The sequence below is a fragment of the Algoriphagus aquimarinus genome, assembly GCF_007997215.1.
In the GTDB taxonomy this organism is placed as follows: Bacteria; Bacteroidota; Bacteroidia; order Cytophagales; family Cyclobacteriaceae; genus Algoriphagus; species Algoriphagus aquimarinus_A.
This window is the reverse complement of the sequence record NZ_VORW01000001.1, coordinates 667,049-682,084: the sequence shown is the minus strand read 5'-3', so window position 1 is coordinate 682,084 and position 15,036 is coordinate 667,049. Positions and strand designations below refer to the sequence as shown.

17 protein-coding genes are annotated in these 15,036 nt (G+C 37.3%); 9 read left to right on the top strand and 8 right to left on the bottom strand.

Annotation, left to right across the window (positions count from 1 at the left end; all coding sequences use genetic code 11):
* Positions 1-78: 78 nt before the first annotated feature.
* Positions 79-876 carry a response regulator transcription factor gene (locus ESV85_RS03160; RefSeq protein ID WP_146914780.1) on the bottom strand — a complete coding sequence of 266 codons (798 nt, stop codon included), beginning with the start codon at positions 874-876 and terminating at the stop codon, positions 79-81.
* Positions 877-925: 49 nt separating this feature from the next.
* Positions 926-3,532 carry a DNA mismatch repair protein MutS gene (gene mutS, locus ESV85_RS03155; protein WP_146914779.1) on the bottom strand — a complete coding sequence of 869 codons (2,607 nt, stop codon included), beginning with the start codon at positions 3,530-3,532 and terminating at the stop codon, positions 926-928.
* A gap of 92 nt (positions 3,533-3,624) precedes the next feature.
* Between mutS and ESV85_RS03150 the strand changes: the two genes are divergently transcribed.
* Positions 3,625-4,158 carry an RNA methyltransferase gene (locus ESV85_RS03150; RefSeq protein WP_146914778.1) on the top strand — a complete coding sequence of 178 codons (534 nt, stop codon included), beginning with the start codon at positions 3,625-3,627 and terminating at the stop codon, positions 4,156-4,158.
* Here the strand turns inward: ESV85_RS03150 and ESV85_RS03145 are convergent.
* The 6 genes from ESV85_RS03145 to ESV85_RS03120 all read right to left on the bottom strand — a co-directional run bounded on the left by ESV85_RS03145 (position 4,155) and on the right by ESV85_RS03120 (position 7,726).
* A complete protein-coding gene (locus tag ESV85_RS03145) occupies positions 4,155-4,562 on the bottom strand; it encodes a hypothetical protein (protein WP_146914777.1) in 408 nt (135 codons plus the stop codon). The two genes, ESV85_RS03150 and ESV85_RS03145, sit on opposite strands and share 4 nt — an antisense overlap.
* A gap of 27 nt (positions 4,563-4,589) precedes the next feature.
* Positions 4,590-5,045, bottom strand: coding sequence for a PaaI family thioesterase (locus ESV85_RS03140; RefSeq protein WP_191321890.1), 456 nt, complete (start codon positions 5,043-5,045; stop codon positions 4,590-4,592).
* A 4-nt stretch (positions 5,046-5,049) separates the two neighbouring features.
* The gene (locus ESV85_RS03135; protein WP_146914775.1) at positions 5,050-5,643 is read right to left on the bottom strand and encodes a hypothetical protein; all 594 of its coding nucleotides are present in this window, start codon (positions 5,641-5,643) and stop codon (positions 5,050-5,052) included.
* A gap of 30 nt (positions 5,644-5,673) precedes the next feature.
* Complete coding sequence (locus tag ESV85_RS03130) at positions 5,674-6,432, bottom strand: SDR family NAD(P)-dependent oxidoreductase (RefSeq protein ID WP_146914774.1); 759 nt, start codon at positions 6,430-6,432, stop codon at positions 5,674-5,676.
* A gap of 62 nt (positions 6,433-6,494) precedes the next feature.
* The gene (locus tag ESV85_RS03125; protein WP_146914773.1) at positions 6,495-7,028 is read right to left on the bottom strand and encodes a YfiT family bacillithiol transferase; all 534 of its coding nucleotides are present in this window, start codon (positions 7,026-7,028) and stop codon (positions 6,495-6,497) included.
* A gap of 5 nt (positions 7,029-7,033) precedes the next feature.
* Positions 7,034-7,726 carry a ComF family protein gene (locus ESV85_RS03120; protein WP_146914772.1) on the bottom strand — a complete coding sequence of 231 codons (693 nt, stop codon included), beginning with the start codon at positions 7,724-7,726 and terminating at the stop codon, positions 7,034-7,036.
* Positions 7,727-7,807: 81 nt separating this feature from the next.
* On the opposite strand from ESV85_RS03120, the gene ESV85_RS03115 reads away from it, so the two are divergent.
* The 8 genes from ESV85_RS03115 (at position 7,808) to ESV85_RS03080 (ending at position 14,661) form a co-directional block, all read left to right on the top strand.
* A complete protein-coding gene (locus tag ESV85_RS03115; protein WP_146914771.1) occupies positions 7,808-8,149 on the top strand; it encodes a carboxymuconolactone decarboxylase family protein in 342 nt (113 codons plus the stop codon).
* A gap of 6 nt (positions 8,150-8,155) precedes the next feature.
* Complete coding sequence (locus ESV85_RS03110; RefSeq protein WP_146914770.1) at positions 8,156-8,518, top strand: hypothetical protein; 363 nt, start codon at positions 8,156-8,158, stop codon at positions 8,516-8,518.
* 3 nt (positions 8,519-8,521) lie between these two features.
* A complete protein-coding gene (locus tag ESV85_RS03105; protein ID WP_146914769.1) occupies positions 8,522-9,283 on the top strand; it encodes an exodeoxyribonuclease III in 762 nt (253 codons plus the stop codon).
* Between the two features lie 34 nt (positions 9,284-9,317).
* A complete protein-coding gene (locus ESV85_RS03100) occupies positions 9,318-9,719 on the top strand; it encodes an ATP-binding protein (protein WP_146914768.1) in 402 nt (133 codons plus the stop codon).
* Positions 9,720-9,722: 3 nt separating this feature from the next.
* The gene (gene ybeY, locus ESV85_RS03095) at positions 9,723-10,148 is read left to right on the top strand and encodes an rRNA maturation RNase YbeY (protein WP_146914767.1); all 426 of its coding nucleotides are present in this window, start codon (positions 9,723-9,725) and stop codon (positions 10,146-10,148) included.
* Between the two features lie 79 nt (positions 10,149-10,227).
* Complete coding sequence (mnmG, locus tag ESV85_RS03090; RefSeq protein WP_146914766.1) at positions 10,228-12,093, top strand: tRNA uridine-5-carboxymethylaminomethyl(34) synthesis enzyme MnmG; 1,866 nt, start codon at positions 10,228-10,230, stop codon at positions 12,091-12,093.
* The gene (locus ESV85_RS03085; RefSeq protein ID WP_223275890.1) at positions 12,083-12,991 is read left to right on the top strand and encodes a class I SAM-dependent methyltransferase; all 909 of its coding nucleotides are present in this window, start codon (positions 12,083-12,085) and stop codon (positions 12,989-12,991) included. The genes mnmG and ESV85_RS03085 overlap by 11 nt, the downstream gene beginning before the upstream one ends.
* Positions 12,992-13,062: 71 nt before the next feature.
* On the top strand, positions 13,063-14,661 hold the full coding sequence (locus tag ESV85_RS03080) for an Ig-like domain-containing domain (RefSeq protein WP_223275889.1): 1,599 nt from the start codon (positions 13,063-13,065) through the stop codon (positions 14,659-14,661).
* Positions 14,662-15,036: the final 375 nt, after the last annotated feature.

Sequence of the window (15,036 nt, the reverse complement as noted above, 5' to 3'; positions counted from 1 at the left end):
AATATGCAAGAACCTGCTAATTAATTTTTTCACAAATACTTTTAACAATACCGCTTATCATTGATTTTCAGATCTATATCAAAACGGATATATTGATAATATTTTTACCATTTCTCCTACATTCCTAGCATTTAGCTTTTTTAGGATGTTTTTTCGATGTGTGCCCACTGTATTTACAGAAATATTCAAGTTCTCCGCGATTTCTTTGGACTCTTTACCATCCAAAATCAATTTTACGATCTCTTTTTCTTTTTTAGTCAAAGTGACTATTCTACTATTAGGAGAATTCTTACTTACAAATACTCGTGTCCCATCCTCTTTTTGGAAGGAATAATTCCAGTCATACCCCATGATTTTGGGTGGAGTATGAAGCTGCACAATGATATGTAAATCCATCGCAAAATTACCAGCAGAATCTATCAAATAAGGCCTAGCTTTTCCTAACACCCAGGTGACTTTATTCGTAATACGATGAACCCATCGCGTAGTATATGAAAATTCAAAGGTGTATTTTTCTACTAGTGAAAGTTGATGAAAACTATCAAAAACTATTTTTTGAAAACGAACAAGCTCAGATCTATCCTCAGGATGTGTCATACTAAAGGTAGTTTCCATGCCTTTTTCTCGGAACATAGAGGCAGGATAGCCTGTCAACTCTCCTACATTCCCGGTAAAAAAAGCTAAGCTCAAATTTCTATAGTCAAAGCAAGCAATGGTTAAGCCTTCTTTCATGCCAATATTCTGACTCAAAAGTTCAAGCTCATCCATTTTCCTTTGTTCATCTGGATGTTCCTCGAATTTCTGCTCTTTCCACTCTTGGAAAAATTGAGTGTATTTATTCTGCTTACGCAAATCTTTCAGCAATAATTTATCCATAAAAAAATCTAGTCAATATAAACTAAAGTAACACACGAAAACTGAAGGCTTATGTTTCAATTTTCTTTTTAATCTCGTGCAATTTGAGAAGAGCTTCAATCGGAGATATCGCATTGATATCAATTCCTTCAATTAACTCTTTTGCCTCTTGGAACTTAGGATCCAGCTCAAACATGCTTAGCTGATAATTATTCTTAGGTATAGATTTCACTTTTTCCTTTTGCTCGGCTACGTCCTTATCTTTTTCCAGATGAGACATAATTTCAGCCGCCCTTAATACGATTGGATTAGGCATACCTGCCATCTGAGCCACGTGAATACCAAAGCTGTGCTCACTTCCTCCAGGCTTCAGCTTTCGCATAAAAATCACTTTGTTTCCAACTTCCTTCACAGAAACATTAAAATTCTTGATTTTAGGAAAATCAGCGGCAAGTTGATTCAATTCGTGGTAATGCGTTGCAAAAAGTGTTTTAGCTCTAAATGTCGGATGGTTGTGCAAGTATTCCACAATAGACCAGGCAATGGAAATCCCATCATAAGTAGAAGTACCGCGACCAATTTCATCCATCAGCACCAAACTTCTATCAGATAGGTTATTCAAAATACTGGCTGTCTCGGTCATCTCCACCATAAAGGTAGATTCACCCTTGGAAAGATTATCCGAAGCCCCCACACGTGTGAACACCTTATCGATAATGCCTATTCTCGCAAAGGATGCAGGCACAAAGCTTCCCATCTGAGCCATTAGGACTGTCAAGGCGGTTTGACGCAGCAGGGCGGACTTACCGGCCATATTGGGACCAGTGATGATCATGATCTGCTGTGAATCGTGATCCAGGTAAATATCATTCGGTACGTAATTCTCTCCTGGAGGCAATTGCTTCTCGATCACAGGATGACGGCCGTCTTTGATTTCAAGGGTTTCTGTATCTGAGATTTTTGGTCTGCAATAGCCGCTGGAGAGCGCCACCTGCGCAAAAGAAAGTAGGACATCCAGCGTACCTAGAACTCTGGCATTTTGCTGGATTTGTGTGACAAACTGAGCAGTCTCCTGTACTAATGCTAGAAAAAATCGCTGCTCTATCGCAATCATTTTATCCTCAGCATTCAGGATTTTGTCCTCGTATTCTTTCAGCTCTGGCGTGATGTATCGTTCTGCATTTACGAGAGTCTGCTTACGAATCCACTCCGCAGGCACTTTGTCTTTATGTAAATGTGTCACTTCCAAATAGTAGCCGAAAACCCTATTGAAAGCAATTTTAAGAGAGGAAATTCCTGTTTTCTGCACTTCACGCTGCTGAATAGACACCAGAAAATCCTTTCCGGTATTCGCCAAACCACGGTATTCATCCAGCTCTGCATCTACGCCATCGTTGATTATCCCACCCTGATGCGTCAGCATGGGAGCATCCTCTTTGAGCTCCTTGTCTATTTTTTCTCTTAGAAATTCACATGGATGTAACTGATCAGAAAGTCGCTGCAGTGTAGGATTCTTCTGATTTTTGAGAAGTTCTTTGATAGGTAAAATGTTTACTAGCGCACGTTTGATTTGATTTATCTCACGCGGATTTGCACGACCGACCACCACTTTGGAAATCAATCGCTCCAGATCACCGATATGCTTCAACGGATCGACCATTTCGGCTATCAGCGCTTCATTTTGATAAAAGAAATCAACCACATTCAGCCGTTCATCTATCGTAGATTTCTCTTTCAATGGAAGCACCATCCACTTTTTCATCATACGCGAGCCCATCGGCGTCACTGTCTGATCTAGGATATTGATTAAAGGAACACCGCCTTCGTGCTGTGGAAATACCAATTCTAAATTTCGGATGGTGAATTTATCCAACCATACATATTTCTCCTCTGCAATTCTTGAAATGGAAGAGATATGCTGAATTTCTTTATGCTCAGTTTCTTCCAGATAATACAAAATCGCACCAGCTGCTATGATTCCAGTTTCGATCTCCTCTATCCCAAATCCTTTCAGATTGGCTGTGGCAAAATGAGTTTTGAGCTTTTCGTAAGTAAAGTCATATTGGTAAACCCAATCCTCACAATGAAAAGTGATGAAATCATTCTTCAGCATTTCAGCAGCAAGTTTTTTAGCTGATTTAGAAAAAATAATTTCTGAAGGTGCAAAGCTTTGGATCAGCTTTTCGAGATAAGATGAAGTCCCTTCGGCACACATAAATTCACCTGTGGAAAGGTCTAGGAAAGCTATTCCATGCTTGTCCTTACCAAATGCAATGGAAGCGAGATAGTTGTTTTTCTTAGTGTCAAGAACCTGATCATTGAAAGAAAGGCCTGGAGTCACTAATTCCGTCACCCCTCGCTTAACGATTCCCTTCACTGACTTAGGATCTTCCAACTGATCACAAATGGCCACGCGATTCCCAGCACGCACTAATTTGGGCAAATAGGTATCCAAAGAATGGTGAGGAAAGCCCGCAAGTTCTATATGGGAAGCTGATCCATTAGCTCTTTTCGTCAAAACGATATCCAGAATTTTACTTGCACGAACTGCGTCTTCTCCGAATGTCTCATAAAAATCCCCAACACGAAAAAGCAACAAGGCACCTGGATGCTTGGCTTTTATCGCATTATACTGCTTCATTAAGGGCGTTTCTTTTCCGTCTTTTGACTTACTCATGGGGGTATGCTTACTTTTATACTAATTTTGGGAAGAGTATTCGAAGGGAATATGCCCGAAAATAAGCCATTCACAAAGCAGAACAAAAAAGGATGAAAAAATTAAGCATGGAAGAGCTCGAAAGAGTCTCTGTAGAGGAGTTTAAGACAATGGATAAATCGCCGATCGTGCTCGTTCTGGACAATATTCGAAGCCTAAATAATGTGGGTTCTGCCTTCCGAACAGGTGATGCATTTGGTGTGGAAAAAATCTACCTCTGCGGCATTACTGGAACTCCCCCTCATCGTGATATTCAGAAAACTGCTTTGGGAGCAACCGAATCAGTAGAATGGGAATATTGCCTGAATACTATGATGGCCATGGATAAACTGAAAGCTGAAGGCTATCAGATTTGCGCGTTGGAGCAAGTAGATCGCTCAGTAAAGTTGAATGATTTTACTCCGGAAAAAGGTAAAAAATATGCGTTAGTATTCGGAAATGAAGTTTTTGGGGTAGAAGAAGAAGTGCTTAATGCTTGTGATGCAGTCTTGGAAATTCCACAACTAGGAACCAAGCACTCCTTGAATATTTCTGTTTCCTTAGGAATAGCGGTGTGGGACCTGATGGTGAAAATGGAGCAATTCTAATTTTTATTGAAGCGGTATCTGATTCCAGTTGAACCTCTGAGGTAACTCAATTCTCCTACTATTCCAGATAATTCCATTTGGAAACCAAAATTCTTATTCTCAAATGGATAAATATTCAAACCAGCGGGAATTACTATGCCAGAAAAATAATTAACTCTGGCTCCTAACCCTCCATAAAATTGATAGGTATCGTTTTGAATGAAAAGATAATTTACCACTAATTCTAAGCCGGTGTATTCAAAGCTATTATCCACATCCACCCTAAATTCTGGAAGCCATTTTTCTCCTAATTGCTTGTTAACAGCAGCGAAAGGCCTGTTACTAATATGAAATGCAGTAGTCCATTGAGCTTGTGCTAGTGTGACAGATCCTAAAAAAAAGAATAGAAATAATAGTTTTTTCATTTGTGTGAAATTAAGTTGTGCAAAAGGTTAAAACCCAAGTTCACTTAGCTTTACATGAGTCTTAATCATGTTAGAGCTGGCTTTTGCCACAAGTTTACCTGAATCTTTAGTGATTACAGCGTCCCAATGATTTAGGTTTGTGCCGGAACGAACTAATTTTGCAGAAACTTCTACATTCTCTCCAATTTTTGCTGAAGATAAAAAGTCTACATTCAAGTTGATGCTGGTCATCAGATACTCAGAACCTGTAGCAAAGTTTGCTATTCCAATCACATCGTCCATCATAAGCGAAGCTACACCCCCATGAAGTATTTTGGCGGGATTACACATTGCAGGAGTGATTGTATAGGATACTTTGATAAATCCTTTTTCAATTTCCAAAAGTGTCCCACCAAGCCAATTTCCAGCCATTGAGGGCATTTTATCCAGCTTTTGGCCAATTAATTTCTTGAATTGTTCTAACTGTTTATTAGGGTTTTCCATAGGATTATTCTCGTTCATTTATCAATCTGAAATAGTCTTCCAATATAGTTTTTACAGCTTCCATTTCTTGCGGTTTTGACCAAATAGGAGTCCAAGCTGAGTCCTTCTTAATTTCAAAATTGGCATCGGCGGTTATCCAAGGTTGGAGCTCCCTCACATAGGCTAGAAACTCAGAATTATTTGTGTTTTGAAGATGAAATGTTTGTTCCTTTCCTCCTTGAGAAGCGCGAATTTCCAAGGGCCAATCAATATTTCCTGGTTCTAAATAAAGGTAGGCCTCATCTTTTTGGCTATTTAGAATAATCACTAAATCAAGCAAGGGGCTCGTCTCAGAAATCTCTCTTTTCCCATAACGAAAAAGGAGCATTCCTGCATCTGATCTACTTTCTCTATCATATTTGATAGCACTGACATTCAAAAAATATAAACGACTCGAAGAAGTCATACGGAAAGTCAGATCATCCCCAGAGTTATTTGCCCGCTTCGTATTGAAAAAAGAAAGAAGTAGTACTAAACCAATAGATATCAAGCCAAAAATCTTAAAGACTTTGACTAATTCTGGTGTGAAAATTTCATTTGGTTTTTGCCTTTTAGGCATGTAAAATTTGCTTAGGGTTAAGTATCAGTCTCAATGTACATACGAACCTGCATTGATATCGATACTAGCTCCAGTAGCATGATCAGCAAGTCCAGAGCAAAGCAAGGTCACCATTGGCGCAATATCCTCAGGCTTTGTCAACTCTTTCAGGGCAATGTCATTTAATGCGAAGTCTTCTCCATATTCAGATAGAATTTCATCAGCCATATCTGTTCTTGTAAAACCAGGTGCGATCAAAAATGCTTTAATTCCCTGCTTGCCGTAATGTCTGGCAATGGATCTTGTCAAACTGACAATAGCGCCTTTTGAAGCAGCGTAAGCTATATAATCCGTAGTATCACCACGAAAAGCGGCTCTGGAGGAGATATTGACTATTCTGCCATTTTGATTACCCAATGCGTGATCTACAAACTCTTTGCATAGGATACCAAGAGCTGTAGTATTTACCTGAATAGTCTCCTGCCAGATCTTGACCCATTCATGTGTGGATAGATTATCGGGTGCTGATTTAGAAATACCTGCATTATTTACCAACCCAGAAATCGGCCCATATTTTTCTACCAGTTTTGGAATGAAGCCAACAACTTGATTTACATCAGATAGATCGCAGGATTCAATGAAAGCGGGATTTACTAACTCTCCTTTTAGCTTCTCTGCCTCACTCACATTATTATTATAATGGATTATCACTTCTGCGCCAGATTGTGAAAGTTGCTTTGCAATCGCTCTACCGATACCTCTTGAAGCGCCCGTGACGAGTATTCGTTGATTTTTTAGGGAAATATTCATGCTTGAAAATACTGGCTAAAATCAATAATTCGATAGAATTTGTGATTGGAAGATGAAATTACTTACCATTTCTCACGAATGATCAAGTGCTGAATATGCGCCAAATGATGCATGGAATGCCATTGATACATAAGTGTAACTTCAGAAAGAGGAACAGAAGATTGGGATTCCGGATGGAAATAAGTCTTTTGAAAATCTGATGGTGTCATGCTTTCTAGGATAACAGCCCATTTAAAATGTATTCCAACAATCAAGTTGAGAGATGATTCAATTGGTAATGAATAATCAGACATTTTTGCCCATGCAGCTTCATCATAAGGCTTAATAGTAGGATTTACCTCTGTCAGAGCCAATTTAAAGCGCGTCAGCGCATTCATATGAGAATCGGCAACGTGATGAATTACTTGCCTCACTGACCACCCTCCAGGGCGATAGGGGGTGTTTAACTGTATTTCAGAAAAACCCTTCACAGTTTCTTTCAAATACTGTGGATATGAACCTAGATAAGCACTAGCTTCTTTTAGATTTTGATCCGAAATATTTTCAGGTTTCAAAAATTTACCAATCGGGTACTTCAATAATTCTATATCAATCATAATATTTATCCTCCAGCGGCGATAGTAACCAAATCTACATTTTTTGCTCCATTCGCCAAAAGTACGTTGGCACATGCGCATAATGTTGCTCCTGTGGTCATCACATCATCTACGAGCATAATAGACTTATCAGAAATAGAAGTGTAAGGAGAAATTTGAAATACCTCGTCCATATTGTCCATTCGTTGGAGACGCGATTTTTGAGTTTGGGTTTCTGTAAATTTTTCGCGCTGTAAACCATTTTCCAACTTCAGAGCAAGGGCTTCACTAAGGCCTAATCCAAATTGCTCACTCTGATTATAGCCCCTGCGACTTTGTTTCAATGGGTGCAATGGCACAGGTATTATAACATCCCAGTAGCCCGCAAAACCATTTTGGTTCAGAATTTTGCCGTACATACTTCCTAATTCCTTCGCTAGATGAGGCTTATTTCTATACTTGAGCTGATGTAAGAGCTTCTGACTATTTCCTCCTTTGGTAAATTTAAGATAGGCCATCACCATACCTTCAGTGCTTAAACCTTTCACCTTATCACATAAATCATTATCCACTGGCCGCAAATGATAGCTTGTCACAGGAAGTGCTCCTTTACAAATTGTGCACAGGTTATTCTCATGGTCATAAAGAGACCTACCGCAAAGAAGACAATTGCGTGGAAAAACTAAATCCAAAAAATCTTTTACAAAAAATAAACGCATTGTGAAAAAGGCTTGTTCCTATCTGCCAAGGGCAAATAGTGGTATATTTGCTACTTAATTCTTTCCTAAACAGTTAAGTTAATGAATCTCATAGAGGAATTCAACGAGTACCGCAGCCAGATGAATGATAAGATCTTGGCTGAGGACAATAAAGTAATCAAGCGTATATTTAATCTTGACACTAATGCGTATGCAGAAGGATCAGTAGATATAAAGTCTAAGGAAATGATTGGACTAGCTTGTTCTATGGTATTGAGATGCGATGACTGTGTAAAATATCATTTAGGAAAGTGCCATGAAGTTGGCTTAACGAAAGAGCAAATATTTGAAGTATTCTCAATTGCTACTTTGATAGGAGGGACAATAGTAATTCCTCACTTGAGAAGAGCAGCAGAATATTGGGAAACACTTGAAAATCAATAATTTATAATGTTCAAACGAGATCTAGAGCTAGAAAAACGTTGGTCCAAACTACTAGAAGGCCTCAAAGAAACAATAGGAAAAAAACCCGCGGACTTAAATGGCGTACTCTTTCTTATTGGTGTTCAAGAACTTGGACAAGGCAATAAGATATTTAGTAAAGAGCAAAAGCAAGATCTAATGCACATAGCTGTTTGTAAGGTGTTGAGCTATGATGGCTTTTATGAACTTGACTATGTAGATCAGGATGGCTGGCCTCATTGGAAATTAACTAAGGATCTTCCCCATTTTGATTTATTAGATCAGGAGAAGCTTTTAAAGATTCAGGTATTAGAATATTTTGAAAAAGAATACGAAATAGTAATTGAATAACTTGTGAAGATAGTATCGTATAACGTAAATGGCATTCGTGCCGCAATGAACAAAGGTTTTATAGATTGGCTTAGGCTAGTTAATCCAGATATAATTGGTTTACAAGAGGTTAAAGCAAATTTAGACCAAATAGACGCTACTGTTTTTGAAGATTTAGGTTACGAAATATACTGGTATCCAGCTGTTAAAAAAGGCTACAGTGGAGTAGCAATTTTGACTAAAACAAAGCCAAAATCAGTAAAACATGGAATGGAATATTCAAAATATGACGACGAAGGAAGGTTACTACAAGTTGATTTTGAGGACTTCTCATTTCTAACTGCCTATTTTCCATCTGGAACAACTGGAGACATTCGTCAGGCATTCAAATATGAATTTCTAGATGATATATATGGTTACACTCAGGATTTGAAGAAAAGTAATCCAAATTTCATTTTAAGTGGGGATTATAACATATGTCATAAGGCAATAGATATACATAATCCAAAATCAAATAAGAACACATCTGGCTTTTTACCAGAAGAGAGAGCTTGGATGGATAAGTTCACAGAATCAGGTTTTATTGATAGTTTCAGAAAGTTCAATGATCAGCCAGACAATTATACCTGGTGGAGCTATAGAGCAAATTCTAGAGCTAAAAATCTAGGATGGAGAATCGACTACCACATGGCAACTGCACCTATGAATGATCGTCTGAAAAGCTCAATCATATTAGCAGATGCTAAGCATTCCGATCATTGTCCAATATTAATCGAAGTCGAATAAAATAAGTAGATACTACTCATTGAATACAATTATGATGAAAAGCATAAAAATTTCTATTCCTTCTCTTATCGAGAACATAAAAATAATTGAAAGTTTCATCGACAATGCTCGTGAAAACTTTGAGATCAATGATGATATCTATGGTAACATTATGATTTCCGTCACAGAATGCATTAGTAATGCAATCATTCACGGAAATCAAAGTGATAAAAATAAATTGGTGCATCTAGAATTAAAATTAGAAGAAGAATTGCTTTTATTCACTATTCAGGATGAGGGAAAGGGATTTGACTACAATGAGCTGAAAGATCCTACAGCACCAGAAAACATTGAAAAAATAGGTGGTAGAGGGATTTTCCTTATAAAACACCTTTCTGACGACGTCAAATTTGAAGAAAACGGCACAAAGACTGTTTTATCATTTTACATGAATTAAGCTATGGCAATTAATTTCTTTGCTGAAGAAGTATCATTTTCCCTTAAAGAAAAAAGGAAAAGGAAAGTTTGGCTAAAAAAACTCGCTGAAGCTGAAAAACATAAGATTAATGAACTTAATTATGTTTTTTGCTCAGATGAGTACCTTCTCAACATCAATGTAGAATATTTAGATCATGACACTTATACAGATATTATCACATTTGACAATTCGGAAGATAAAGGAATTATAGAAGGAGATATTTTTATAAGTATAGAACGAGTAAAAGAAAACTCAGAAACTTTAAAGGTTGAGGAAGAAAAGGAGCTTAGTAGAGTCATTAGTCACGGTTTATTTCACTTGTTAGGTTACAAAGACAAAACAAAAGAAGAGGCAGGTTTAATGAGAAGCAAAGAGGAATTTGCGATTAATTTATTCCAGGAGTTATAAACGTTCCACGTGAAACAGTTCTTCAATAAGTAAAAACTCACATGCGTTTCACGTGGAACAGTAAACAAAAAAGGATACAATGTTTCCAATATACGATGTCATAGTAGTAGGAGCAGGGCATGCCGGTTGCGAAGCAGCTCACGCTGCAGCACGCATGGGCTCCAAAGTACTACTATGTACTATGAACATGAATACTATTGCTCAAATGTCTTGCAACCCAGCAATGGGTGGCGTAGCAAAAGGACAAATTGTAAGAGAAATAGATGCTTTAGGAGGAATGTCAGGTATTGTTTCTGATAAATCCATGATTCAGTTTAGAATGCTAAACCGATCAAAAGGTCCTGCTATGTGGTCACCTAGATCTCAGAACGATAGAATGAAATTCGCTGAAGAGTGGAGATTAGCGCTTGAGCAAACCCCAAATGTGGATTTCTGGCAGGAAATGATCACAGGTCTAGTGGTAAAAAATGGAGAATTAAAAGGAGTTAGAACTAGTATTGGTTTAGAAATTCAAGCCAAAAGTGTGGTTTTAACCAATGGAACTTTCCTTAATGGATTAATCCATATAGGCGAAAAACAATTTGGAGGAGGAAGAACTGGAGAAGCAGCAGCAAAGGGAATTACCGAACAATTAGTAGAATTAGGCTTCGAATCAGGAAGAATGAAAACAGGCACTCCTCCTAGAGTAGATGGAAGAAGCCTGGACTACACCAAAATGGAGGTCCAATATGGGGATGAAAACCCCGAAAAATTTAGCTATTCAGATTCTACAACCACTCTAAAGGAGCAAAGAACCTGTTGGATTACATATACAAATAAAGAAGTGCATTCCACGTTGGAAGAAGGTTTTGACAGATCTCCTATGTTCAATGGCAGAATACAAGGCCTTGGGCCTAGATATTGCCCTTCCATTGAAGACAAGATAAATAGATTTGCTGAGAGAGATAGACATCAAATCTTCGTAGAACCAGAAGGATGGAATACAGTAGAAATGTACATAAATGGCTTTTCAACTTCACTTCCAGAAGATGTACAATATAAGGCTATAAGAAAAATAGCTGGATTTGAGAATGCAAAAATGTTCCGCCCAGGATACGCTATTGAATATGACTTTTTCCCTCCAACTCAACTGAAACTCACTTTAGAGACTCAATTGATGGAAAACCTGTATTTCGCTGGACAAATAAATGGAACTACTGGATATGAGGAGGCGGCATGTCAAGGTCTAGTAGCAGGTATAAATGCAAGTCTAAAAGCTCAAGAAAAGGATCCTTTCTTACTAAAAAGATCAGATGCTTATATAGGTGTATTAATCGACGATTTGATTAATAAAGGTACTGAGGAGCCATATAGAATGTTTACATCTCGGGCTGAATTCAGACTACTACTTCGTCAAGATAATGCAGATCTAAGATTGACTCAAAAAGGATTTGATATTGGTTTGGCTTCAGATGAACGTTTAGCTAAAATGAATATTAAAAAGGAAGAAACTGCAAAACTGATTAATGATCTAAAACAAAAGAAATTTTCTCCAGAAAGTGTAAATGAAGGTCTTGAAAAAATAGGGTCTTCTACAATCAAAGAGAAAATATCTGCTGAAAAATTATTGAAAAGACCACAAATTGGTCTTCAGATTTTAAAAACCTTCAATACTGAAATTGATGCATATCTATCCAAATACCCTACTGAAGTCCTAGAACAAGCAGAGATTCAAATCAAATACGATAGCTATATAGAGAAAGAACAACAGATGGTAGATAAGTTAAGCAACATGGAAAACTTCAAGATTCCATTAAAATTTGACTACATAGCTATTCCTGCACTTTCGGCCGAAGGAAAACAAAAACTGAATAAAATAAGACCTGAGACAATGGGTCAAGCTTCAAGAATTTCTGGAGTGACTCCCGCAGACTTATCTATAATCACCGTTTACCTTGGAAGATAAAATGCTTGAAAGACTTACTAAATGTCCACTCTGCAAGAGTGGACTATTTCTTAATTCTCAGGAAATAAAAGATTACGCCGTAAGCCAAGAGTCTTTCATTATTTGTAATTGTACAAACTGTGGTTTGAAATTCACCAACCCCAGACCAACGGAAGAAACAATTAATCCTTATTACGACTTCCCAGAATATTTCTCACATGACGATAAAGCAAAAAACTTAACTCAATTTGCCTACCAACAAGTAAGGAAATATACAGTATCTCAAAAAGTAAAACATCTAAATCAATTAACGCCACTTAAAGGAAAATACCTTGACTATGGCTGTGGAACGGGTGAGTTACTAACCAAAGCATATGAAAATGGCTGGAAAGTGACTGGAATAGAACCAAACGAGAAGGCAAGGAATTTGGCAAACACAAAATTGAATAAGAGGGTATATCAATCTATAAATGACCTACCAAAAGGTTCATATGATGTTATTACACTCTACCATGTGTTAGAACATATCCATTCTCTAAGAAAGACAGTTAAATTACTTGTAAAACACTTGAAATCAGATGGTTATATAATTATAGCTGTTCCAAATCCAGAAAGTTATGATGCTATAAAGTATGGTACTAGCTGGGCAGGATGGGATGTTCCAAGACACCTTTATCATTTCAACCAACAAGCACTTGAAAGTTTCGGAGAGATCTTTGATTTACAATTAGTAAAAAAGATGCCAATGAACTTTGACAGCTATTATGTCTCCCTGTTGTCAGAAGGTTATACAAATCCACAACAGTCAATAATCCAAAAATATTGGAAGGCAATCTTAGCCGGTAGAAAATCAAATAAAGAAGCAGCTAAAAACACAGGAAATCATTCAAGTAACTTATTCGTTTTCAAAAAGAAGTGAGATATACTAACCTAATCATACTTTTAATTATAAGCCTATTAGCTTTTTCCTGTGCAAAACAAAGCACACCTATGGGTGGGCCACGAGATGAAGATCCTCCAAAGGTAATGGTGATGACTCCAACAGATCAAAGCCTGAATACCAAGCCAGAGAAAATCACCATTGTTTTCGATGAATATATTAAACTTGATAATGCCACTAAAAACATCCTGATTACACCAAGAGTAAACAAGGATGAGGTAATATTCACAGCTCTTAAGAACACACTAGTCATAGATCTAAATCAGGAGCTGGAAGATAGTACCACATATGTATTCAACTTTCAGAAATCCATTACAGACCTCTCAGAAGGAAATCCAACAGAAAATCTAAAGCTGGTATTTTCCACAGGAGCAAGCATTGATAGCCTTAAATTCTCAGGAACTGTCAATTCTTATTTTCCTGAAAGTAATGACAAATTAGATGATGCCATTGTGGGTTTATATCCAATAGAGGATACAACAAACGTATTTACTGCTGCACCATACTATTTGACGCAGGTCGATACAATTGGAAAATTCAACATCACCAATATCAAGGCCGGTAAATATCTAGCATACGCATGGCAGGATGACAACAATAGCTTAAAGGCTGAATACAAATCAGAAGCATATGATTTCATAAAGGAGACAATAACAATTGATCAAAATATTGACGGTATACAATTCAACTTATCTAAAGGCGACCAAAATCCAATTCACTTACTAAGATCTTCCCCATTAGGAACAAATTATACCATAGTTTTGAATAAAAATCCTGTCAAAATCACTTTAGAAAATGAAAAACTAGGCAGTGAAATTTTCTATACTCTGGGAGACAAAAGGATTAATTTATATTCAGGAAAACCTATCACGGATAGTTTAGCATTCAAAATCAATCTAAGAGATTCTGTAGGGTACCAAGTTGATTCCCTTATCTGGGCGAAATTTGAAGAATCGGATAGAAAGCTTGAAAAACTAACTGTTATACCTAATTCTGGCAAAAGCTTTTACCAAAAGCTACCAGTAGAATTAACATTCAGTAAGCCTCTTAAAAGCATCAATTACGATTCTCTATACTTAGCGTACGATACAGCTTCTGTTATTTCTATAACTCCAGAAATGCTAAACTTCAAAGACTCTCTAAGGAGAGATGTACTGGAAATTAACCTTAGCATACCAGATTCAATACTATTCGAATCATTCACATTGAAGGCTTCCGACTCTACTTTTATCGATGTTGAAGGACAATTCAATGAAGTGGAACTATCAGCTAGTTACAAGAAATTGAAAAAAGAAACGCTGGCAGATGCTATCGAAGGAACAATCGAAGGAGCAGAAGCACCATTTATTATCCAGCTATTGGACAGTAAAGGTGAACCAAAAAGAGAGACTTATATAGAAACAGGAAATAAGTTTGCTTTTGCCTTAATAGAAGCAGGTAACTATCAAATCCGTGTTATAGAAGATGCAAATGGCAATAAACGATGGGATCCAGCCAATTTTGAAGAAAAACGAAATGCGGAAAGGGTATTCAATTACGTAGATCCAGAAACAGGAAATAGGAATATATCTATCAGAGGTGGATGGACTTTGACAGATCAAATCATCAGAGCAGCTCCAAAAACAGGTCTAAAATCCACTCAAAATTAGACGTGGATAAGTACCAATTTAGCTGTGGATAAGAAAAGAATAGGCAATGATAAGTACACACTTATCCACCTACCACCATCGCACTTTTACTCCGAGTAGGTATTTTGGGGAAAAGCCAACAGTTATCCACCACAACAAATCATTCTATCCACAGGCTAATTCCCAACAGTGAATAAACCAGTGTTCTTCCACAGAAAACAACAAATTGACTTACTCACTTTAATTACAACCACTTACATGTGGATAAAAAGGGGATAAGAAGTGGGAAACACTAAGGTTAGCTTATAGTAATCGTGGAGAAGAATAATTACCCATCTTTTCCACAAATCAACAGTCCTAATAACCTTAATAAAGAATTTTTTTAAAAATCTATTT